We start from the raw sequence: 20,579 nt of genomic DNA on the forward strand, positions 1-20,579 counted from the left end.
ATGTTCCCTGTTATCTTGCGCAGGGAAATCTTGTGCAACGCACTGATAACACGTGATGATCCAGAAGCCAAAATCAGCCAAAAGGCCCAAATCTGAAGTATTTCCCAATTAATTCCCTGTTAGCAGGGAATTTTGGCCCTAACCGAAGCGCATGATGGTGCCTCCAGAGAAGTTACGAGGAAATCGCGCCAGCTTATGGGATCATGGTCGTCTCTCTGGCAGATGGCATAGCCCAAGCGCCCGGGAAAACGGGAGAAAACAGGGAAAGAAGGACTGCGCAGGCAGAGATAGGGGTGGGTGGCGGAGACGAAGGGATTCGAACCCTCGAGACGGTTTCCCGCCTACTCCCTTAGCAGGGGAGCGCCTTCGACCACTCGGCCACGTCTCCGCTGGCCGGTATATCCTTGCCTGTCATCCAGATACAAGGCGATTTTCTATGTCTGGAAAATTTTTCTGAATACCGATGATCAAACCCACAAGAAGGAGCGCTGGGGCTACCGAAAGCAGGGGTGCGAAACCCCCGAAATGCTGAAAAACATGCAAAACCTTGCCAACTCCACCTGTTCTGGCGCATATTTGTCTAGTTTTAAGGCTCTAATAACTATTCAGATTTAGCTTTCTGAGGCGACAGATATCGGGCGTGGGGTGTTTGGCACCCTGGTAGGTACCTTTTGGGGGAAGGGGACTTGGGTTTGGCCTGGTTGAAATTGTTTTGTGTTTTCTTGGTTCTAGCGACGCTGCCTGCGTCGGCCATCGCATCAATCGGAAAAGTGCTCAGTGCTAAACCGGGCGCGGATATTATCCGGGCCGGTAAAAAGATACGCTTGCGTGAAGGGATGGATGTTGTTTCAGGCGATACTATTTCGACCGACAGATCAGGCGTGGTTCAATTGGTGTTTGTAGATGAAACCAAGATCGCGGTTGGTCCGAACGCGCGAATGATCCTGGATGTCTCGATGCTGCGAGGCAATCGGAAGGCAAAAAACTTCACCGTGCAGGCGCTGGGCGGCAGTTTCCGTTTCATTTCGGGCAAAAGCAGAAAGCGCGCTTATTCGATCAAAACGCCCGATGCCACCATGGCCGTGCGGGGAACGACATTTGACATGTGGATTACATCCGGCAGCCAAAGCGCGATGCTGGTTATCGAGGGCACCGTTCAGATGTGCGGCCGACGCGGGTCGTGCCGGTCGGCAAGCCGACAGTGCAGTCTCTTTGCGACCGGTTCGGGCGGTCAGGTGGGGCGCCCGATAGATCAGGAGCAGTATGACAAAGCGCTAAAAGGTGGTTTCCCCTTCATACGCTCGCAAACGCAACTGCTGCCACCGTTTCGGGTGAGTGCCGAAGGGTGTTCGGGCAGACAGGCTCAGGCCCCAAAGATTGAATCTGAAAGGCCAGAGCGGCGCGAAGCACGGCGGCAAACGGAACAAGGTCGTTCTGAGGTGTCGGCGGCCCGCGAAAGCGGGCGATCCGAAGCGCCAGACCGGGCCTCAGCCAGCGCCGAAGGGCGTTCCGGGACATCAGCGCACGCAGGTGTAAGCGCCTCGGGTGAAACGAGAACATCCGTAAACGCATCCAGTGGAGATAGCGGTGGATCGGGTGTCAGGGCAACGGCGACGGCAGGTAACGCTTCAGCGATAGCTGGTTGGTAGCATCAGGTTACATATATTTTCATGTTCCCCTGCGCCTGGAAGGTGAACGTGGTGGGTAAGATAAGAGACAAAATTGGGCATCGATTAGTATTCAGGCTTGTAGGCTTGGCGCTGATCCTGATGGGCTGCTTCATTAGGGTCGCGGATCCGTATCCCGTTCAAATGTCCAGATTGATTTACTTCGATATCCTGCAGCGGATTTCACCACGGGCCTACAACCCGGATCTGCCGGTCCGCGTGGTGGATATTGATGAAAGGTCTCTGGCAGAATGGGGCCAATGGCCTTGGCCTCGTACCCTGTTGGGTCAGATGGTCGAACGATTGGGCGAATACGGTGCCGCTGCGATTGCCTTTGATATGCTGTTTGCCGAGCCCGACCGATACTCTCCGATGCGACTGTTGCAAGACCCGACCTTGTCCGGACTATTGCAGGTGGATCAGGCTGCGATCGATCTGGACAATGACGTCAGATTTGGGGACGAAGTTGCGAAATGGCCAGTGGTTCTGGGTGTGGCAGCCCGGCAAACCGATAGCGGTTCGGCCATTGTACCGAAGGCGGGGTTAGTTGAAATCGGAGAGAACCCCGCAGCTGGCCTTGTCAGCGTTGCCCACTGGACCTCTCTGGCACCGCCATTGGGGGAAGAAGCGGCCGGGATCGGGGGTGTTAATGTTTCGCCCCAAGGAAGTTTGGGTGTGGTGCGACGGGTCCCTGTGCTTTGGTCCGGGCCCAACGGTGTATTACCTGCGCTTGGGGTTGAAGCCCTGCGGGTGGCCATGGGCGAATCCGTTTATTTTGCCGAAGGATCGCAGGACGAGATCGGCATCATGCTTGAGGTTGGTCTGGGTGATTTTGTGCTGCCGACCACCGAGAATGGCGAGATTTGGGTGCGTTACAGGCGGGACAATCCTGGCCTCTATCTGTCGGCCGATGATGTCATGCGTAGCGGTAGTGATCCAACGCTTCAGTCAGAGATAGAAGGACGGATCATTCTGGTCGGCACCTCTGCGGCGGGCTTGTTCGATATACGCGAAACGGCACTGGGTGAATCTGTTCCCGGTGTTTCGATCCACGCCCAGATTATCGAACAGATCATCCTTGGCGATGTGCTGAGCAGATCGGATGTTACCTCTGCACTTGAGCTGCTGGCGTTCGTGATCCTGGGCGTCGTTGTCACAGTGGTCATGTCCAACTATGGGGCGGTCGCTTCTTTTGCTGCAGGCGGTGTGGCCGCATCGGCCGTGATTGCCATCAGTTGGTTGGCGTTCCAGAACCAGTCGGTTCTGTTTGATGCGACCTTCCCTTTGGCCGGAGGTATGGCCAATTTCGGGCTTCTGGCCGGGTACCTCTTTGTTTCGACCGAGCGGGAGAAGCGGGTGATCCGCCAGACTTTCTCGCACTATGTCGCACCGGAAATCCTCGATGAGATGGAGGCCAACGGGCATCAACTGCAATTGGGAGGTGAATCTCAGGAGATCACGGTGATGTTTTCGGACATTCGGGGCTTCACGCCATTGTCCGAGTCTGTATCAGCCACCGATCTGGTGGCCTTGCTGAATGCGCTGTTCTCAGAGATCGGGGATCAGATTCTGGTCGAGCGTGGCACGATCGACAAGTTCATCGGCGATGCGGTTATGGCTTTTTGGAATGCACCGCTGCCCGTGGATGATCACCCGTGCCGCGCTGCTTTGGCCGCGCTGAAGATGCGCGGCGCGTTAGATAAGTTCAACACTTTGCCCATCATGCGCGGGCGTCCTCCCATCGCTCTGGCGACAGGCTGCGCAACCGGAGCCGCCTGCGTAGGCAATATCGGCTCGCGGCGCCGGTTCAATTATACAGTAATCGGAGATGTGGTGAATGTGGCAGCGCGGATCGAACAAAACTGCCGACATGTGGATTATGATATTCTGGTCTCAGACTCTATTCGCCGTGTCACCAATTCTGATCTTGCGCTGCTAGAGGCGGGCTTCGTGGATTTGAAAGGCAAAAGCGAGCCAGAGCCTGTTTATGTACTGGTCGGAGATCGAGAAGTTGCAGGCAGTGCATCGTTTCAAAAGCTGCAGACCGCACACATAGGTCTACTAGAGGCGATACGCGCACGGGAATCACAGACCGTAGTCGCTGGGTTGTGCAAGGAATGTGCCAAGCATGCGATGGCGGTTGAGCCAGGTTTGGCATCATTCTATCGCGCGCTACCGGGGCGCATGGCGGATTTCCGATCAGAGGTGCTTCATGCGCGCCCGGTGTTTAGTCATCATCATGGTCTGCGCGAAGGTGCAGAGTAAGTACTTCGCCATATGCTTTGGAAAAGAGAACGGGGCGCTGTTGAAAATCAACTGCGCCCCGCCGGAAGTATCAATCTCGCCCCCTCGAATACCATCTAAAACAACACGGGCTAAAACTTTCGATATATTCGAGATCGACCTTCTGTCCCCATATTTAACGAATTCGGCAGGGTAGACAGTGAAGAAGTTCACATTACCCTGAAATTGTTTAAATTTTTTCTTAGCGCCAGTCGAAAAACCCTGGTCCGGCCTGTATCAGCAGAGAGGCGGCCATTGTCTGACCCAGTTTTGCGCCGTCTTCGAGCGCCCCGGTGGCCTCTTCGCTGATCGCCTCGGAACCGTCCGGGCGCAGAACTTCTCCACGCAGATGCAGTTGGCCATCTTGGACTTGTGCCAGACCGGCGATCGGTGTTTCGCATGAGCCATCCAGCCCGGCCAGCAGGCTGCGTTCAGCCGCAAGGCGTTGGCTTGTTTCGACATGATGAATCGCCGCCAGCATCTCGGCGGTGCGGTTATCGTCGCTGCGCCGTTCAATGCCGATGGTGCCCTGCGCAATGGCAGGTAGCATGTCATCAGGTGATATGGCAGTCGCGGGGACGTCTTTCATATCCAAGCGGCGCAATCCGGCCATGGCCAAAAAGGTACAATCGGCCACGCCATCGGCCAGCTTCTTCAGGCGAGTCTGAACATTGCCGCGAAACTCGACCACATTCAGATCGGGCCGCCGGTTCAGCAACTGTGCCCGACGGCGCAGCGAAGACGTCCCGACAACCGCGCCTTCGGGCAAGTCGTGAATCGAACTCAGCGTCGGAGAGATAAAGGCATCGCGCACGTCTTCACGCGGCAGAAAAGTATCCAGCACCAGCCCATCAGGCTGTTCGACCGGCATGTCCTTGGTCGAATGCACGGCGACATCAATCTCGCCCTTCAGCATCGCCTCTTCGATTTCCTTGGTGAACAGACCCTTGTTGCCAATCTCTTTCAGCGGTCGGTCCGCATCGATCATCGCGCGGTTGTCGCCGGTAGTCTTGATCACCACGATCTCGAACGCATCTTCTGGAAGGTCGAAAGCGGCACCAAGCCTCTGACGGGTTTCATAAGCCTGCGCCAGCGCCAGCGGTGATCCACGGGTGCCGATTTTCAGAGGCGATGCGGGGGTAGGCAATGTAAGACTCATGCGCACAGCTTTAGTCGCGTCACATTGCCCTGACAATGGGGGCAGAGCTTGACAAATTGCCACTGAGGGCCGACGCGTTGCACCAAACCGGAACACTGGGGGCACGAATGGCCGAGACAAAGAAATTGCTACGGGCGCTGGCGGGGGAAGTGCAGGATGTGCCGCCGATCTGGATGATGCGACAGGCTGGGAGGTATTTGCCTGAATATCGTGCAACGCGCGCACAGGCCGGAGATTTCCTGTCTCTTTGCTATAACCCCGAGCTTGCCGCCGAAGTCACCCTTCAGCCTATTCGCCGCTACGGCTTTGATGCCGCGATCCTGTTTGCTGATATCCTGCTTCTGCCGCAGGCGCTGGGTGCGGATTTGTGGTTTGTCACCGGCGAAGGTCCTCGCCTTTCGACAATTACACGGCAGTCGGAGTTTGATGCGCTGAAGCCCGTTGATGCAATTCATGAGACGCTTTCTCCGGTGTATGAAACCGTGCGTATTCTTTCGCGTGAGCTTCCTTCTGAGACAACTCTGATCGGATTTGCAGGCGCGCCCTGGACAGTGGCTACCTACATGATCGCCGGACGGGGCACCCCGGATCAGGGGCCAGCCCATGCGCTGCGCGAAGAAAACACTGCGCTGTTCGAGGCGCTGTTGGATCGGATCACGGCCGCGACAATTGAATACCTGTCTGCCCAAATCGAGGCAGGGGCCGAGGTTGTCAAAATATTTGATAGTTGGGCGGGATCATTGAAGGGCGAAGCGTTTCAGAAATACGCCGTTGAACCCTGTCGCGTGATTACTGCTGCCATAATGGCACGCCATCCGGGCATTCCCGTCATCGGTTTCCCACGCGAAGCGGATCAGGGGTACATCGGTTTCGCCAAGGCCACCGGTGTGGATTGTGTCGCGCTGGACAATTCTGTGTCGCCCGAATGGGCTGCTGCGAATGTGCAAGTCGATGGGTGTGTACAGGGCAATCTGGCTTCATCGCATATGGTGACAGGCGGGCAAGCGCTTGTCGATGAGACGCGGCGGATTGTCGAAGCCTTCTCAAAAGGACCGCATATCTTCAATTTGGGTCATGGTATTACGCCAGATGCGGACCCTGAGAACGTTCAATTGATGATCGATACGGTGCGCGGGCGGTAAGCCTGGCGTGGGGGCCAGCCCCCTCTTGGCCTGCGGCCAATTCACCCCCCGAGGTATTTTTAGCCAGATGAAGCGGGAGGAAGTTCGTTCAAAATCTCATTTGTATGCTCTCCGCGTTTGGGGCTGGGCCGCGGTTGCCAGTTGTAGGTTGAGAATCTAGGAGCGGCTGCGGCTTGACGTGTTTCGTCGTGGTCGACCCATGTTTGGCGAGCCGAATTCATGGGGTGATCTCGTGCTTCTTGTGGACTTAGGACTGGGGCAACGCAGGCGTCCGTGCCTTGAAACAGCGCCGCCCATTCGTCGCGCGGCTTCTCGGCAAAGATTTTGCTCAACCGCTTCGTCAGGTTGGGCCACGTCGCATGGTTATTTTGCTGAGCGAATTCCGCGTCATCGCTGAGCCCGAGGATGTCCAGGAAGTGAGCATAGAATTTTGGCTCCAGACACTGAACTGAGATGAAGCCGCCATCTGCGCAGGCGTAGGTTCGGCTCCAATGCGGTCCGTCAAGCAGGCTTTGACCCCGGGTGTCGGACAGGTTGCCGGTTTGGCGCAGGCTCATCAGCAAATTCATCATGTGTGCCGAGCCATCGTAGATGGCGGCGTCCACCACAGTGCCTTTGCCTGTGCTCCGGGCATTCAGAAGCCCGGCGAGCAGACCTGCAACCAGATACATCGCACCACCGCCGATATCCCCGACAAGTGTTGCGGGCGTCAAAGGCGGTTGGCCGGGCAGCGACGCGTAGGATAAAGCCCCTGAAAGGGCGATATAGTTGAGATCATGGCCCGCTGTCTCAGAAAGTGGGCTATGCTGCCCCCAGCCTGTCATTCGGCCATAGACCAGCTTTGGGTTCAGGTAATGACAGTCTTCCGGCCCCAGCCCCAGCTTTTCCATCACGCCGGGGCGAAAACCCTCGATCAGCGCATCAGCCGTTGCGATCAGCCGTTTTGCAACGCTAAGGTCCTGCGGGTTTTTGAGGTCCAGCGCTATTGATCGTTTGCCGCGATCCAGCAGCGAACGTTCAGGCATACCCGGAGTGACGGCGGACCCTTTGCGATGGATGGTGATGACATCGGCGCCCATATCCGCCAGCAGCATGGCCGCGAAGGGGGCTGGGCCCAGCCCTTCGACTTCGATGATGCGTATGCCGTGCAGCATGTCTTCCTCCTGCGGCGCAGGGTTTCTGTTGGGCGGAGCGAATGCAAGCGAAGAATCCCGATCCCGTGCTTTGGTTTGTGCAAACTGGTTGCCTGCATCGATGTTTCAGGGCTAGGTCTTTGTGGTCTGCCGAAGGATTAAAAAGAGGTTGAGAGATGCAGTTAAGCGATACCCGTGAAATTCAGGCGCCGCCTGCCGCCGTTTACGCTGCGTTGCTGGACCCTGAAGTATTAAAAGCCTGCATCAGCGGCGCGCAGGAGATTACCGGTGATCCAACCGAGGGGTATAATGCGACCGTGGTGCAAAAGGTTGGCCCTGTGAAGGCGACTTTCAAAGGCACAGTGACCATGTCCGACATGATTGAGCCCGAACGCCTGACCATCGCTGGTGAGGGCAAGGGGGGCGCTGCAGGCTTTGCCAAGGGAAGCGCTGATGTAACCTTCGCGCCCAGCGAGGCTGGTGGCACCCTTCTGACCTACGAGGTCGAGGCTAAGGTGGGTGGCAAACTGGCTCAGCTGGGCAGCCGCCTGATTGATGGGTTTGCCAAGAAGATGGCCGATCAGTTTTTCGCCAATCTTCAAGAATATTTCGAAGGTCCGCCACCGCAAGAAGACGCTGCCGAAGAAGAGACCAAGTCAGGCTTGCTAGGTCGCCTGACGGGACGAGACTGAACCCTGCGCACACGCGCATGGCACTGTGCGGAATTGGACTGTTCGACGATGGTCCGTCACGATAGGTTGCGGGGTCAGAACGAGGGTACGCATGACGACCATATTGTCGATCCGGGATTTGCGGAAGTCTTATGCCGATGGGTTTGAGGCGCTGAAAGGTGTGTCTCTGGACATTGAAGAAGGTGAGATTCTAGCGCTGTTGGGCCCCAATGGGGCGGGTAAAACAACGCTGATCTCGACTGTGTGCGGTATTACCACGCCGACTTCGGGCTCGGTCACCGTAGGTGGCCATGACATCCAGACCGAGTATCGCGCAGCCCGCAAGATGATTGGGCTGGTGCCGCAGGAAATCGCGCTGGAACCGTTCGAGAAGGTCTGGAACACTGTCCGCTTTTCGCGCGGGCTGTTCGGTCATAGCGGAGACAACGCCAGGATCGAGGAAATCCTGCGCAAGCTGTCCCTATGGGACAAACGCCGTAACGCAATCAAGGAACTATCCGGAGGCATGAAGCGACGTGTGCTGATCGCGAAAGCCTTGGCGCATGAGCCAAGGGTGCTGTTTCTGGATGAACCCACCGCCGGCGTAGATGTCGAGCTACGTAAGGACATGTGGGAGATCGTGGCCGAATTGAAGCAGGCTGGTGTCACCATCATCCTGACCACTCACTACATCGAGGAAGCCGAGGCAATCGCCGACCGTGTGGGTGTCATCGACAAGGGTGAGCTTTTGCTCGTGCAGGACAAAGACACATTAATGGCGCAGATGGGCAAAAAGCAGATTGAGGTCATGTTGACCGAGCCCATTTTATCCGTTCCCGACGTTCTGTCCGATCATCAACTGACGCTCAACGGTGCAGGCGATGCGCTGATCTATACTTACGACACCAATGCCGAGCGCACGGGCATCACCACTCTTCTCAATGATGTTGCACAGGCCGGTTTAGTGCTGCGTGATGTGCAGACGCGGCAATCGAGCCTTGAAGAGATTTTCGTCAACCTCGTGTCCGGAGAACCCGCATGAACTGGTCCGCTATTACTGCCATCTACCGGTTTGAAATGGCCCGGTTCTTTCGCACACTGGCGCAGAGTTTTTTGTCTCCGGTCCTGTCGACCTCGCTTTATTTCGTGGTGTTTGGCACTGCCATCGGCAGTCGCATTCAAGAGATCGAAGGCGTGTCCTATGGGGCCTTCATTGTGCCGGGTCTGATCATGTTGTCCGTAGTGATGCTATCAATCTCGAATGCGTCCTTTGGCATCTACTTCCCCAAATTCTTGGGTACGATTTATGAGTTACTTTCAGCCCCCATCAATTTCATCGAGATTGTGATTGGCTATGTGGGCGCGGCCGCAACTAAGGCACTGTTTGTAGGTCTTGTCATTCTGGCCACTGCGACGTTCTTTGTGGACATTCGCATTGAACACCCGTTTGCCATGGCGGCTTTCCTGATCTTGTCTTGCCTCAGTTTCTCGCTGCTGGGGTTTATCGTGGGCATTTGGGCCGGAAATTTTGAGCAAATGTCGCTTGTCCCCCAGCTTGTTGTGACGCCCCTGATTTTTCTGGGTGGGACGTTTTACTCGATCTCGATGCTACCTCCGCTTTGGCAGACGATCACTCTGTTCAACCCTGTGGTTTATCTGATTTCCGGGTTCCGCTGGTCATTCTATGGTATCGCAGATGTCCCGATATTTTGGAGCCTTCTGGCCATACTAGCCTTCACCGGAATATGCCTCGCGATCATTGGCTGGATCTTCAAAACCGGTTGGCGCATCCGCAGCTAGGGCGTTGCATTTTTGCCCATCAGGTGTGTGAAATTGGTTCACGTCGCGTTTATGGCGCTTCGGGTCTCTTGTTTACGGCTCCGGCGCGCTCTACATCGGCTTCCATGAAACTCAGCCTGCCCTTCATGAAAAAGCCGCCACTTGTGGCCGTTGTTCGCCTGTCCGGTGCCATTGGAATGGCCGGGCGAGGGTCGATGAACGCGACCGCTCTGGCACCGGTGTTGGAGAAAGCCTTTCGCAAGGGCAAGCCCGCTGCGGTCGCGCTGGAGATCAATTCGCCGGGCGGCTCCCCCGTTCAAAGCTCATTGATCGGTGCGCGTATCCAACGGCTGGCGGAAGAGCTTAAGATCCCTGTCTACGCTTTCGTCGAAGACGTGGCGGCTTCGGGTGGATATTGGTTGGCGGTTTCAGCGGATGAGATTTGGGCCGATGACAGTTCGGTTCTGGGGTCGATCGGCGTGATATCATCGGGATTTGGCGCGCATGTTTTTCTGGCACGTCAGGGCTTTGAAAGACGCGTACATACTGCCGGTCAGTCGAAATCAATGCTCGACCCGTTTGCTCCGGAAAAGAAAGAAGACATTGCACGGCTTAAAGTGCTGCTGGGCGATATCCACGAGAATTTCATAACCCATGTGAAATCTCGCCGGGACGGCAAGCTGGACAGCAGCGCTGATCTGTTCAATGGCGAGGTCTGGCTGGCCCGTCGCGCGCAACAGCTGGGCCTGATCGATGGTATTGCCCATCTAAAGCCCAAGATGCAGGAGAAGTTTGGCGACAAAGTCAGGTTCCGCCGCTATGGCCTGCGCAAACCGATCTGGTCGCGCTTCGGCGCTACGCTGGCGCAGGATGCCATAGCCGGTATTGAGGAGCGCGCTGCCTACGCGCGTTTCGGGTTGTAGAGTGATCATCAAAGCAGTCACCTTGTTCCTGATCGCCATGGGCGTTCTGGCGATGTTCGGCAAGCTACGCTTTCCTGGACAGAAACGATTGAGTTCTGCGAAATGTCCGCGTTGTGGGCGGTTTAGGATCGGCAAAGGCCCGTGTCCTTGCGAAGAAGGAGGCCGTGGATGACGGCATGGCTGTTCTCCGGCCTCGGGCTGCTGATCCTGTTGTTGGCAGGCGACGCGCTGGTGCGAGGGGCCGTGAACCTCAGCCTGCGGTTGGGGGTTCCCGCTCTGATCGTCAGCCTGACAATCGTTGCATTCGGAACTTCGGCCCCTGAGCTGCTGATTGCGATCAGCGCCATCAAGGAAAACGCGCCGGGCATTGCGTTGGGTAACGTGGTGGGCTCGAATACAGCGAATATATTGCTGGTTCTGGGATTGCCCGCGCTTCTGGCGACCTTGCACACAAGCGAGTGCGACAGCCGCAAGAACTACATCTTCATGCTTCTGGCGTCGGTGTTATTTATCGGGTTGGCTTTTTGCGGGGTCTTTAATCTGCTCAGCGGGGCAATTTTGCTGGCTGCGTTGGCTCTGATCCTCGGCAACGCGTTTCGCGAAGCACATGCGCACCGGAAAGCCTGTGGTGAAGCTTGTGCCGATGAGGACGAGCTTGAGGGTCTTGAGGAAGCAGATCCTGACATGCCTTATTGGAAGGTGGCGATCTACCTGATCCTCGGCTTGATCGGACTGCCAATGGGTGCGCATCTGCTGGTCGAAAATGCGACCGTCATTGCCCGGAACTATGGTGTGAGCGAAACAGTGATCGGCCTTACGCTGATCGCGGTGGGTACGTCCCTGCCGGAACTGTCGACAACCGTCATGGCTGCCCTGAGGCGACAAGCGGATGTGGCACTGGGTAACGTCATCGGATCGAACATGTTCAATCTGCTGGCCATTGTCGGCATTACGACCTTGTTTGGGCGTATTCCCGTCGATCCTGAATTCCTGCGTTTCGATCTGTGGGTGATGCTCGGCGCGTCGCTCTTGTTGGTTCCTTTTGTATTCTTCAAGAAAGATATCACACGCGTCTGGGGCCTGATCTTGACAGCGCTCTATGTGATCTATGTTGCAAGCCTGTTAGCCTGACCTGACGAGGAGAATGAGCCCATGACCCGAGCATTGGTGACCGGTGCCGGTAAACGCCTTGGTCGTGCCATGGCGCTGTATTTGGCGCAGCGCGGCATGGATGTCGCTGTGCACTATTCCAGTTCGGCTCAGGCCGCGCGTGAAACGGTTGATGAGGTTCAGGCGCTGGGCCGAAGGTCAGTTGCGCTGCAGACCGATCTGCTTGATGAGGCGCAAGTCAGCTCATTGCTGCCGCGTGCAGCTGAGGCGCTGGGTGGTCCGATCACCTGTCTGGTCAACAATGCATCGATATTTGAGTATGACAATATCCACACAGCTACCCGCCAAAGCTGGGATCGGCATCTCGACAGCAACCTGCGCGCACCATTCGTACTGACCCAAGCCATGGCCGAGCAGGGGTTGCAGCCGGAGCTTGATGATCAGGGAGAGCCTCTGGCGATTGGGCTGATCGTGAACATGGTGGATATGCGGGTGCGTAAACTGACGCCTGAGTTCATGTCATACACGATTGCCAAGATGGGGTTGTGGGCCTTGACCCGGACTGCAGCGCAGGCTCTGACACCCGCAATCCGTGTGAACGCGATCGGCCCCGGTCCAACGCTGCAGGGTCATCGCCAAAGTGATGCTCATTTTAGCGCTCAGCGGCAGAACACGATTCTGGAGCGCGGCGCGAACCCGTCGGATATTACTGCTGCGCTGGGATACTTTCTGGATGCACATGCCGTTACGGGGCAGCTTCTTTGCGTCGATGGTGGGCAACATTTGGGTTGGCAAACACCCGATGTTCTTGGTGTAGAATAAGTAAATCTGCTGCAAGTTTTGCACCGCTCTCATCTCTGTTACTCGAGCGTTACAAAAATGTCTTAATTTTCATACACTTGTCGCAGATCAAGAAAATTATCCTTTAAAAACAACGTCATAATTTCCTGCCTATTTTTTGTGCAGATCAACGAAAAGGCAAGGATTCAAGGGAAAATCGTGATGCCCCAAAAGTTATCTGCACAGTTATCCACAGAAGCCGTGGATTTGTTTTCTCTTGATCTGAAGCGCACAAGATTGCAGCCATGGTCAGAGAATCATATCTCAGACTCATGACCGCTAGCACTGATTCCGAATCGTCGACCCAAGCCAACGGCTATGCCTGCATTCAGCGTTATGTGAAAACGCTGGACAGCTCGCCGGGTGTGTATCGGATGTTGGATGGGGACAGCCGAGTTCTTTACGTAGGTAAAGCGCGAAACCTGAAGGCGAGGGTATCGAACTACACCCGCCCGGGGCACTCGGGTCGGATCGAGAAAATGATCGCCGCAACTGCCTCGATGATGTTTCTGACCACTCGGACCGAGACCGAGGCGCTGCTGCTGGAACAGAACCTGATCAAGCAGCTCAAGCCCAAATACAACGTATTGTTGCGGGATGACAAAAGCTTCCCGAATATTCTGGTCGCCAAGGATCATGCCTTTCCGCAGATCAAAAAGCACCGAGGGGCGAAGAAAGAAAAGGGGGCTTATTTCGGCCCCTTCGCCAGTGCAGGCGCGGTGAACAGGACGCTGAACCAGCTGCAAAAGGCGTTCCTGCTGCGGAACTGTTCGGATTCCATGTTCGATAGCCGGACCCGGCCGTGTTTGCTCTATCAGATCAAGCGATGTTCTGGACCGTGCGTCGAACTGATCTCGGAAGCCGACTATCGTGAAAGCGTTAAGGATGCCGAAAGGTTCCTGTCAGGCCGATCTACCAAAGTGCAGGAAGATCTCGCCGCGCAGATGATGGCTGCCTCCGAGGCGATGGAGTTCGAACGGGCCGCCGGTCTGCGCGACCGTATCCGGGCGCTGACGCAGGTGCAGACGTCTCAGGGCATCAACCCGCGCGGCGTGGCCGAGGCTGACGTCATTGGCCTCTACATGGACAGCGGGCAAGCCTGCGTTCAGGTGTTCTTCATCCGCGCCAACCAGAACTGGGGTAACCGCGATTTCTATCCGCGCGTCGGCCCGGATGTGTCACCGGCTGAGGCGATGGAAGCGTTCCTGGGCCAGTTCTATGACAACAAGGAACCACCCCGGCAGTTGATCCTGTCTGATGCAATCGAGAATGCCGATCTGATGCAGGAGGCATTGTCGGAAAAAGCTGGACGCAAGGTGGAAATCCTGGTGCCCCAGCGCGGTGAAAAGCAGGAACTGATCGCCGGTGCCTTGCGCAACGCACGTGAATCGCTGGCCCGGCGGATGTCGGAAAGTGCCACGCAGGCCAAATTGCTACGCGGTGTGGCCGAGGCCTTTGATCTGGACGCGCCACCGAACCGGATCGAAGTTTATGACAACTCTCACATTCAAGGCACCAATGCCGTGGGTGGCATGATCGTCGCGGGCCCAGAGGGGTTCATGAAAAACGCCTATCGCAAGTTCAACATCCGCGGCGATGATCTAACCCCCGGCGATGACTTCGGCATGATGAAAGAGGTCCTGACCCGCCGTTTTACGCGCCTGCAAAAGGAAGATCCGGATCGGGACAAAGGGCATTGGCCCGATCTGCTGCTGATCGACGGTGGTGCAGGGCAGGTGAGCGCCGTGAATGAGATCATGGCCCAGCACGGGGTCGAGGATATCCCGATGGTCGGTGTCGCTAAGGGTGTCGATCGCGATCACGGCAAGGAAGAATTCCACCGCATCGGGCAGCGCCCTTTTGCGCTGAAACGCAACGATCCCGTATTGTACTTTATCCAGCGCTTGCGGGATGAGGCGCATCGCTTTGCCATCGGCACCCATCGCGCGAAACGCGCCAAGGCGGTTGGTGCAACGCCACTGGACGAAATCCCCGGCGTCGGGGCCGCGCGCAAACGCGCCCTGCTGACTCATTTCGGCAGCGCCAAAGCGGTGAGCCGAGCCAATTTGGCGGATCTTAAAGCCGTCGAGGGGATTTCAGCCGGGTTGGCGCAGAAGGTCTATGACTTCTTCCATGACAAGGGCTAGGCTTTTCGCCCCCGCCAAAGGATATAGAGGCCCGACGCCACGATGAGGCCGCAGCCAATCCACATGGTCTGATCCAATCGCTCGCCAAACATCAACACGCCCAAGCCGATACCGAATAACAGCCGCGAATAGCGAAACGGCGTCACAGATGAGACCTCGCCGGTGCGCATCGCCTTCATCAGCGCGGCATAGGCCATGACCCCCATCACAATCGCCCCGCCCATGTGCAGGCTGACATTAGGCGTCAGAGTTTGCAGCGGTGTTCCTTCCCAGAATCGATAAGCCAAACCCGCGACAATGATGCAGAGGAAGCCATAGAACCCCAGAACTTCGGTGCCCAGTGTTGCGGGTGCGGCGCGGCTGGCCAGATCGCGCCCCGCAAAGCCGAGCATCCCCAGCACGGCAAGGATTGACAGGGCCGAGAAGCTGTCTCCGGTCGGTTGGATGATGATCACAACGCCAACAAGACCGATCAAAATGGCGCTCCATCGCCGCCAGCCGACGGATTCTCCAAAGAACAACGCGGCCCCTGCGACGACAACCAGTGGTGTGGCCTGCAGGATCACCGTGGCCGATGACAGTGGCGTCAAAGCGATCGCCAGCACATAGAACAAACGTCCAAGAATCTCGAAGACCACACGCACCTTCATTGGGCGCGACAACACGTCGGGCTGGAACAGACGCGTGCTACGTACTGTGGCAACCGCTGCATAGATCACAGCACCACCCGCACCGAACAGTACAAGCACCTGCCAGATCGGGATCGACGCCGAAGCCGCCTTAAGCAGCGCATCCTCCAGCGCGAACAGCGCCATTGCGGCGACCATCCAGGCGCTGCCGATCAGATTTGACCGGGGATCGGTTTGAATATGCGGTGTCATGTCAGCTCTGGGGTGTTGTCTGGTTGGCCAGCCGACAATCTGACGCCAAAGCAATCAAGTGCCAAGACGAAACCTGTAATGTGACCACCGCTGCGACGCTTTGACTTTTAAGACAGCAAACGCTTGAGCTGGGTCAGTTTTTTAAGACCCTGTCTTTTCTGTCTTGACCCGGCGATGTAGGGTCCAAGCCATGAAATGGAACCTGCCGAATATTCTGACTGTACTGCGCCTTGTGGCGGCCCCCGGTCTCGCCGTGATGTTTCTGTATTTCACCCGTCCCTATGCGGATTGGTTTGCTTTGATTCTGTTCCTGTCAGCGGCGATCACCGATTGGTTCGACGGGTATCTGGCGCGCGCCTGGAAACAGGAAACGAAGATTGGCGCTATGCTGGATCCCATTGCCGACAAGGCAATGGTGGTAATCGCGCTGATGATATTGGTGGGCTATTCGACTGAACACTGGACACCATGGCTGGTCCTGCCCGCGACAGTGATCCTGTTTCGCGAAGTCTTTGTCTCAGGCTTGCGAGAGTATCTGGGCGATGTGGCCGGAACCCTGAAGGTCACCAAGCTGGCCAAGTGGAAAACGACGGCACAGATGGTAGCGATCGCGATCCTGTTCTCGCAGGGGATATTCGAGCACCATTTTGTGATGGCCACGTTTGGCATGGATGCGACAATCATTGATCAGGTTCTAGCAGGGCAGGTCGAGGACCTGAACAACATCCGCTGGCATCTTGAGGCCATGTCCTGGTCAGGTCGTATCGGGCTATGGCTGCTCTGGATTGCCGCGACGCTGACATTGATCACAGGCTATGACTACCTACGTAAAGCCATGCCCCACCTGAAGGAGAGCTAACCGATGAACGTGCTGTATTTCGCCTGGGTGCGCGAACGCATCGGCCTGCCGAAAGAGAAGATAGAAACTGAGGCCGCAACAGTCAGCGATTTGGTCGCGGAACTGAGCGCGCGTGAGGATCGCTATGCTGCTGCCTTTGCCGATCTGTCGGCCTTGCGCGTGGCGCTGGACCAAGAGCTTTCGGATTTTGACGCCCCACTGACCGGTGTGCGCGAGGTTGCGTTCTTTCCGCCCATGACGGGTGGCTAGAATGCGGATCGTCGTGCAGGAGGCCCCGTTCGATCTGGGGGCCGAAGCCAACGCTTTTGCCGCCGGGGACGATGCCAACGGGGCCATCGTGACCTTCACAGGCGTTGTGCGCGATCTGGCTTCGGGCGATCTGGATGTGATGGAGATCGAGCACTATCCCGGCATGACCGAACGCGCCCTAACCAAGATAGCGGAAGAGGCGCAAGCCCGTTGGTCACTGGGCAACGTTCTGGTGATCCACCGCCACGGAAGGCTTGCGCCGGGTGACCGTATCATGATGGTCGCCACCGCCGCACCGCACCGCAAAGATGCGTTTGAGGCGGCGGAATATCTGATGGATTACCTCAAGTCTCGCGCGCCATTCTGGAAGAAGGAAATCACCACGTCCGGAGCAGAATGGGTGGCTGCCAAGGACGAGGATGAAGACGCGCTGACCCGCTGGTAGGGTGCCTAGTCTGCGTTGTTGATCCGCCCGCGCATCTCTTCGGCTTCCTGCCGCGCCGCGCGCAGCCCTTCCATTGCGGCATTCAACTCGGCTTCGGTTTGAGTCAGCTGGTTGGTCAGCTCTGCCTCGCGCTGCTGAAGATATGTGATTGCCTGATCGCGTGTTTCTTCGGCCTCGTGCAGTTCCTGACTCATGCGGTCAAGATCGGCCACGTCGCTTTGGCGAACACGGGACAGCCGATGGGCCAGCCAGTTGGCGAACCAACCCATGCAGAAAGCTGCGAACAGGATGATGGCTGTGGCGATGATGAATTCTGTTCTGTTCAACTTACTGGTCCTCTGAGCCTGCATCCGGTGCGTCGGTTTCAGGTGTCTCGATTTCGGCCTCAGATTCGGCCTCGGCTTCCATCGCCTCAAGCCCGGTCAGGGTGTTGGCCACGGGTTCAGGACGGATCAGGCGAAACTCGATGCGGCGGTTCTCTTCGCGGCCTTCTTCGGTTTCGTTATCGGCGATGGGCTGCGTCTCGCCATACCCGACCGCAGAAAAGCTTGAGGTCGGCACGCGCCGTCCGCGCAATTCGTTCAGGATCGACTGCGCGCGCGACTGGCTGAGCTGCTGGTTCATCTCTTCACGGCCCTGACTGTCGGTATGGCCCTGAATCTCCAACCGGATGGGGCCACATTCACGCAGGATGTCCGCGATCTGGTTCAGGGCATCGCGCGAGTCTGCTGCGACGGTGGCTGATCCCGGTTCGAACGCAATTTTTCTGGCGGCCTGAACCTCGGCCAGCTGCTCTTCGCAGACCTCAGGGTCGGGCGGCGCGTCGGCGGGTGCGGGCGGCTCCTGATAGGTGATTGACAGGGTGTAATCCTGCGCCTCGCCCAGCTTGTCCGATAGCATGCCGGCGATCCGGGCCTTGGCGTCGGGATCATGGCTGATGCCCGACAGTGCTACATTGTCCGGCGTAACGGTCAGGGCGCCATTGTGCAGTTGCGACAGTGCCTCCAGCCCGGCCAAGACGCGTATGGGCCAATCCGCGGGCAGGTCCGGTGCAATCCGGGTGGCTGTGTGCACCTGCAATGATCCAAAGGCGGCACGTGCAAAGCTGTCGGTCATTTCACGCAGCGTTTCGTCACTCAGACGGCCACGCAGTTGAACCAAACCCTCAGGGCTACGTGTTGCGACGAATTCAATAGGCCCAGTCGGGTCATCCGGTTCGGGTTCGGGAAGAACTGCATGCAAGGCGAAAACCTCGGGCAGCGTATTTTCGAGCTCTCCCACGATGCGGTCGAACTCCAAAGGGTTTGTCCCTTGTGTGGCAACTAGAGTGATATCTGCATCCGACAGAGTAACTGAACCCTGACCAAGTTCGGATAGCGCACGAATGCTGAGCTGCGCTGCATTCGCCCAACGCGGAGACGGTACGCCTAGCCCAATGGTGCAGGAATAGGGGCCGGTTAATCCGGCCTCTTGTGCTGCAGCGACGATGATGTCGCGCGCAACTTCATCCTGGGCCGAGCACGCATCAAACTGCCCGCCATCCTCATCTATCAGATAGCGCAGCGTGAATGGTGTGATTACCGGGCGAGGTGCCGAAATCGAAAGGCCGATTCGCAGACCTGGTGGCGCGGCGCGGCTCAGGTCTTGTTCCAGCTGGTCTTTCTCTTGCTGGCTATCGGCAATGGCCGTGATACGCACCAACCCTGGGCTGGCAGATATCTTGGCCCGTGGCAAATCCGAGAGCGCTTCGATCGCATAGTCGATTGCCTGATCCCAACCGTCTGGCTTGGGATAGTCGGCACTTTCCATCAGGTCCGAAACTGACGCGTCCCGATCAAGGCGTTGCAGCCTGTCTACCAGATCATCGCGATCCAGAGCCGCAGGTACTAGCCCGATAATCGAAATTCCACTGTCATTGCGCAAGATCTCGGTAGAAAAGCGGGGCGGTGTCAGATCGGCGGTGGGAGCAACCTCCATCTCGTCAATGACGCGCGAGGTGTCGACCTCGGTGCCCGCAGCGATCAGGGCGTTGAATCGGGTCGCCTCAGTCGGGGCCGTGCCGGTCAGAACGACACGCAGGCCGTCGGATTCGACTTCGGCCCAATCATGGCCCTGCAAGTTCAAGGCCTTTCGCACGGCCAGTTCCGAGGCGTCTTCGATCTTGCTGACCGCAAATCCAGCGACCACCAGCGATAGCACGGCGGACACCGCGAAAATCAACGCAACAGCTAGGGCGTAAGGCAGACGCATGGGCGAAATCGAGACTCCTCGGGCGGTTGGTTCCGGGACTCATACAGAGCGCAGCACAGAGGTGCAATCAGAGGAAAAGGGCTACGCAGAGGAAGATCAGCGGAATCAAGCCGGTGTCGCGATTGGCCCGGAAAAGCTGCAGCAATTTGGCGTTGTCCTCCGTGTCCAGCCCCCGCAATTGCCAGGCCAGATGCCACCCCATCGCCCAGGGTCCGCCAAGGGCGACCGCCAAAGCAAGAACCGATGTCCCGGGCAAAGCCGCGTCGATAATTGCAAAGGCCATTAGACTGACGGTTCCAATCAGAAAATACTTGAGCCAACGGGCGGTATCAGTGCCAAACAGGCGCGCGGTGGACTTGATGCCGATCAGCTCGTCATCCTCGGCATCCTGATGGGCGTAGATCGTGTCGTAGAACAAAGTCCAGGCGATTCCTGACAGATAAAGCATGATCGCAGGCCAGCCTACGGTGCCGGTATGTGCTGCCCAGGCTAGCAATGCGCCCCAGTTGAAGGCCAGCCCCAGAAAAATCTGCGGCCACCACGTAAAACGTTTCGCATAGGGATAGATGGTAACAGGCAGCAAAGACAGAACCCCCATCGCAATCGCGGCCCGGTTGAAGGTCAGAAGGATGGCCAGGGCCAACAGACATTGCAGCACCATCCAGAATGCAGCCTGACGGACACTCACCTGGCCTGAGGGAATCGGGCGCGACCTTGTACGCTCGACCTTCCCGTCAAACTCACGATCAGTAATGTCATTCCACGTACAGCCCGCGCCACGCATCAAAAACGCGCCGATCGCACACCCAACGGCGATCCAAAGATCCCCCCACCGTGGAGTGCCGTCGCTCAGGATGGCCAGCGCCAGACCCCACCAGCAGGGGATCAGCAGCAACCACGTGCCGATGGGTCGGTCTGCACGGCTGAGCCGCAGGTAAGGGCGGGCAAAGGCGGGGGCGTGGGTGTCGACCCAATTGCCGGTTACGGCATCGGCGACCTGACCGTCTGGTGTTGGGGCATTGCCTTGCATATGTAGGGTCT

19 protein-coding genes and 1 tRNA gene are annotated in these 20,579 nt (G+C 57.3%); 13 read left to right on the plus strand and 7 right to left on the minus strand.

Features of this window, described 5'->3' with window-relative positions; translation table 11 throughout:
- Positions 1-298: 298 nt before the first annotated feature.
- Positions 299-388 (minus strand) — tRNA-Ser (locus ACR0MP_RS07325).
- A 304-nt stretch (positions 389-692) separates the two neighbouring features.
- On the opposite strand from ACR0MP_RS07325, the gene ACR0MP_RS07330 reads away from it, so the two are divergent.
- Complete coding sequence (locus ACR0MP_RS07330) at positions 693-1,649, plus strand: FecR family protein (protein WP_480886256.1); 957 nt, start codon at positions 693-695, stop codon at positions 1,647-1,649.
- A 21-nt stretch (positions 1,650-1,670) separates the two neighbouring features.
- A complete protein-coding gene (locus ACR0MP_RS07335) occupies positions 1,671-3,932 on the plus strand; it encodes an adenylate/guanylate cyclase domain-containing protein (RefSeq protein WP_170736760.1) in 2,262 nt (753 codons plus the stop codon).
- A 220-nt stretch (positions 3,933-4,152) separates the two neighbouring features.
- Here the strand turns inward: ACR0MP_RS07335 and hemC are convergent, their stop codons facing one another.
- A complete protein-coding gene (gene hemC, locus ACR0MP_RS07340; protein WP_480886258.1) occupies positions 4,153-5,109 on the minus strand; it encodes a hydroxymethylbilane synthase in 957 nt (318 codons plus the stop codon).
- Positions 5,110-5,216: 107 nt separating this feature from the next.
- Here hemC and hemE point away from each other — a divergent pair, with 107 nt between their 5' ends.
- The gene (gene hemE / locus ACR0MP_RS07345; RefSeq protein ID WP_170408416.1) at positions 5,217-6,251 is read left to right on the plus strand and encodes a uroporphyrinogen decarboxylase; all 1,035 of its coding nucleotides are present in this window, start codon (positions 5,217-5,219) and stop codon (positions 6,249-6,251) included.
- Positions 6,252-6,310: 59 nt separating this feature from the next.
- On the opposite strand, the gene ACR0MP_RS07350 is transcribed toward hemE, so the two are convergent.
- Positions 6,311-7,405 (minus strand): CaiB/BaiF CoA transferase family protein, encoded by a 1,095-nt coding sequence (locus ACR0MP_RS07350; RefSeq protein WP_480886261.1) that lies wholly within the window; start codon positions 7,403-7,405, stop codon positions 6,311-6,313.
- Between the two features lie 155 nt (positions 7,406-7,560).
- Here ACR0MP_RS07350 and ACR0MP_RS07355 point away from each other — a divergent pair, with 155 nt between their 5' ends.
- The 7 genes from ACR0MP_RS07355 to uvrC all read left to right on the plus strand — a co-directional run bounded on the left by ACR0MP_RS07355 (position 7,561) and on the right by uvrC (position 14,854).
- Complete coding sequence (locus tag ACR0MP_RS07355) at positions 7,561-8,076, plus strand: SRPBCC family protein (RefSeq protein WP_480886262.1); 516 nt, start codon at positions 7,561-7,563, stop codon at positions 8,074-8,076.
- Between the two features lie 91 nt (positions 8,077-8,167).
- On the plus strand, positions 8,168-9,097 hold the full coding sequence (locus ACR0MP_RS07360) for an ABC transporter ATP-binding protein (protein WP_170395599.1): 930 nt from the start codon (positions 8,168-8,170) through the stop codon (positions 9,095-9,097).
- The gene (locus tag ACR0MP_RS07365) at positions 9,094-9,855 is read left to right on the plus strand and encodes an ABC transporter permease (protein WP_170395601.1); all 762 of its coding nucleotides are present in this window, start codon (positions 9,094-9,096) and stop codon (positions 9,853-9,855) included. The genes ACR0MP_RS07360 and ACR0MP_RS07365 overlap by 4 nt, the downstream gene beginning before the upstream one ends.
- 104 nt (positions 9,856-9,959) lie before the next feature.
- Positions 9,960-10,757: a S49 family peptidase gene (locus tag ACR0MP_RS07370; protein WP_170423599.1), complete on the plus strand. Its 798-nt coding sequence runs from the start codon at positions 9,960-9,962 to the stop codon at positions 10,755-10,757.
- 168 nt (positions 10,758-10,925) lie between these two features.
- A complete protein-coding gene (locus ACR0MP_RS07375; RefSeq protein ID WP_170395605.1) occupies positions 10,926-11,888 on the plus strand; it encodes a calcium/sodium antiporter in 963 nt (320 codons plus the stop codon).
- Between the two features lie 21 nt (positions 11,889-11,909).
- Entirely contained in the window at positions 11,910-12,689 is a 780-nt protein-coding gene (locus ACR0MP_RS07380) for an SDR family oxidoreductase (protein WP_170408413.1), read from the plus strand.
- 290 nt (positions 12,690-12,979) lie between these two features.
- Positions 12,980-14,854 (plus strand): excinuclease ABC subunit UvrC, encoded by a 1,875-nt coding sequence (gene uvrC / locus ACR0MP_RS07385; RefSeq protein WP_170408412.1) that lies wholly within the window; start codon positions 12,980-12,982, stop codon positions 14,852-14,854.
- Here uvrC and ACR0MP_RS07390 read toward each other — a convergent pair.
- The gene (locus ACR0MP_RS07390) at positions 14,851-15,735 is read right to left on the minus strand and encodes a DMT family transporter (protein WP_170408411.1); all 885 of its coding nucleotides are present in this window, start codon (positions 15,733-15,735) and stop codon (positions 14,851-14,853) included. The two genes, uvrC and ACR0MP_RS07390, sit on opposite strands and share 4 nt — an antisense overlap.
- Before the next feature lie 190 nt (positions 15,736-15,925).
- Between ACR0MP_RS07390 and pgsA the strand changes: the two genes are divergently transcribed.
- The 3 genes from pgsA to ACR0MP_RS07405 are packed head-to-tail and all read left to right on the plus strand — an operon-like array spanning position 15,926 to position 17,288.
- Positions 15,926-16,594, plus strand: coding sequence for a CDP-diacylglycerol--glycerol-3-phosphate 3-phosphatidyltransferase (pgsA, locus tag ACR0MP_RS07395; RefSeq protein ID WP_480886265.1), 669 nt, complete (start codon positions 15,926-15,928; stop codon positions 16,592-16,594).
- 3 nt (positions 16,595-16,597) lie between these two features.
- Positions 16,598-16,843 (plus strand): molybdopterin converting factor subunit 1, encoded by a 246-nt coding sequence (gene moaD, locus ACR0MP_RS07400; RefSeq protein WP_170395615.1) that lies wholly within the window; start codon positions 16,598-16,600, stop codon positions 16,841-16,843.
- A 1-nt stretch (position 16,844) separates the two neighbouring features.
- Positions 16,845-17,288, plus strand: coding sequence for a molybdopterin synthase catalytic subunit (locus tag ACR0MP_RS07405; RefSeq protein WP_170408409.1), 444 nt, complete (start codon positions 16,845-16,847; stop codon positions 17,286-17,288).
- A 5-nt stretch (positions 17,289-17,293) separates the two neighbouring features.
- Here ACR0MP_RS07405 and ACR0MP_RS07410 read toward each other — a convergent pair whose 3' ends face one another.
- The 3 genes from ACR0MP_RS07410 to ubiA form a co-directional block, all read right to left on the minus strand.
- The gene (locus tag ACR0MP_RS07410) at positions 17,294-17,614 is read right to left on the minus strand and encodes a hypothetical protein (RefSeq protein ID WP_170395619.1); all 321 of its coding nucleotides are present in this window, start codon (positions 17,612-17,614) and stop codon (positions 17,294-17,296) included.
- A 1-nt stretch (position 17,615) separates the two neighbouring features.
- Complete coding sequence (locus ACR0MP_RS07415; protein WP_170609141.1) at positions 17,616-19,538, minus strand: OmpA family protein; 1,923 nt, start codon at positions 19,536-19,538, stop codon at positions 17,616-17,618.
- Positions 19,539-19,605: 67 nt separating this feature from the next.
- Entirely contained in the window at positions 19,606-20,568 is a 963-nt protein-coding gene (gene ubiA / locus ACR0MP_RS07420; RefSeq protein WP_480886267.1) for a 4-hydroxybenzoate octaprenyltransferase, read from the minus strand.
- Between the last annotated feature and the right edge of the window lie 11 nt (positions 20,569-20,579).

Source organism: Ruegeria sp. K3 (genome assembly GCF_056531845.1).

Bases quoted from the DNA above. Each gene is read 5' to 3' on its own strand.
- ACR0MP_RS07335 (WP_170736760.1), top strand. From the start codon at position 1,671: ATGTTCCCCTGCGCCTGGAAGGTGAACGTGGTGGGTAAGATAAGAGAC.
- hemC (WP_480886258.1), bottom strand. From the start codon at position 5,109: ATGAGTCTTACATTGCCTACCCCCGCATCGCCTCTGAAAATCGGCACC.
- hemE (WP_170408416.1), top strand. From the start codon at position 5,217: ATGGCCGAGACAAAGAAATTGCTACGGGCGCTGGCGGGGGAAGTGCAG.
- ACR0MP_RS07350 (WP_480886261.1), bottom strand. From the start codon at position 7,405: ATGCTGCACGGCATACGCATCATCGAAGTCGAAGGGCTGGGCCCAGCC.
- ACR0MP_RS07355 (WP_480886262.1), top strand. From the start codon at position 7,561: ATGCAGTTAAGCGATACCCGTGAAATTCAGGCGCCGCCTGCCGCCGTT.
- ACR0MP_RS07360 (WP_170395599.1), top strand. From the start codon at position 8,168: ATGACGACCATATTGTCGATCCGGGATTTGCGGAAGTCTTATGCCGAT.
- ACR0MP_RS07365 (WP_170395601.1), top strand. From the start codon at position 9,094: ATGAACTGGTCCGCTATTACTGCCATCTACCGGTTTGAAATGGCCCGG.
- ACR0MP_RS07370 (WP_170423599.1), top strand. From the start codon at position 9,960: ATGAAACTCAGCCTGCCCTTCATGAAAAAGCCGCCACTTGTGGCCGTT.
- ACR0MP_RS07375 (WP_170395605.1), top strand. From the start codon at position 10,926: ATGACGGCATGGCTGTTCTCCGGCCTCGGGCTGCTGATCCTGTTGTTG.
- ACR0MP_RS07380 (WP_170408413.1), top strand. From the start codon at position 11,910: ATGACCCGAGCATTGGTGACCGGTGCCGGTAAACGCCTTGGTCGTGCC.
- uvrC (WP_170408412.1), top strand. From the start codon at position 12,980: ATGACCGCTAGCACTGATTCCGAATCGTCGACCCAAGCCAACGGCTAT.
- ACR0MP_RS07390 (WP_170408411.1), bottom strand. From the start codon at position 15,735: ATGACACCGCATATTCAAACCGATCCCCGGTCAAATCTGATCGGCAGC.
- pgsA (WP_480886265.1), top strand. From the start codon at position 15,926: ATGAAATGGAACCTGCCGAATATTCTGACTGTACTGCGCCTTGTGGCG.
- moaD (WP_170395615.1), top strand. From the start codon at position 16,598: ATGAACGTGCTGTATTTCGCCTGGGTGCGCGAACGCATCGGCCTGCCG.
- ACR0MP_RS07405 (WP_170408409.1), top strand. From the start codon at position 16,845: ATGCGGATCGTCGTGCAGGAGGCCCCGTTCGATCTGGGGGCCGAAGCC.
- ACR0MP_RS07415 (WP_170609141.1), bottom strand. From the start codon at position 19,538: ATGCGTCTGCCTTACGCCCTAGCTGTTGCGTTGATTTTCGCGGTGTCC.
- ubiA (WP_480886267.1), bottom strand. From the start codon at position 20,568: ATGCAAGGCAATGCCCCAACACCAGACGGTCAGGTCGCCGATGCCGTA.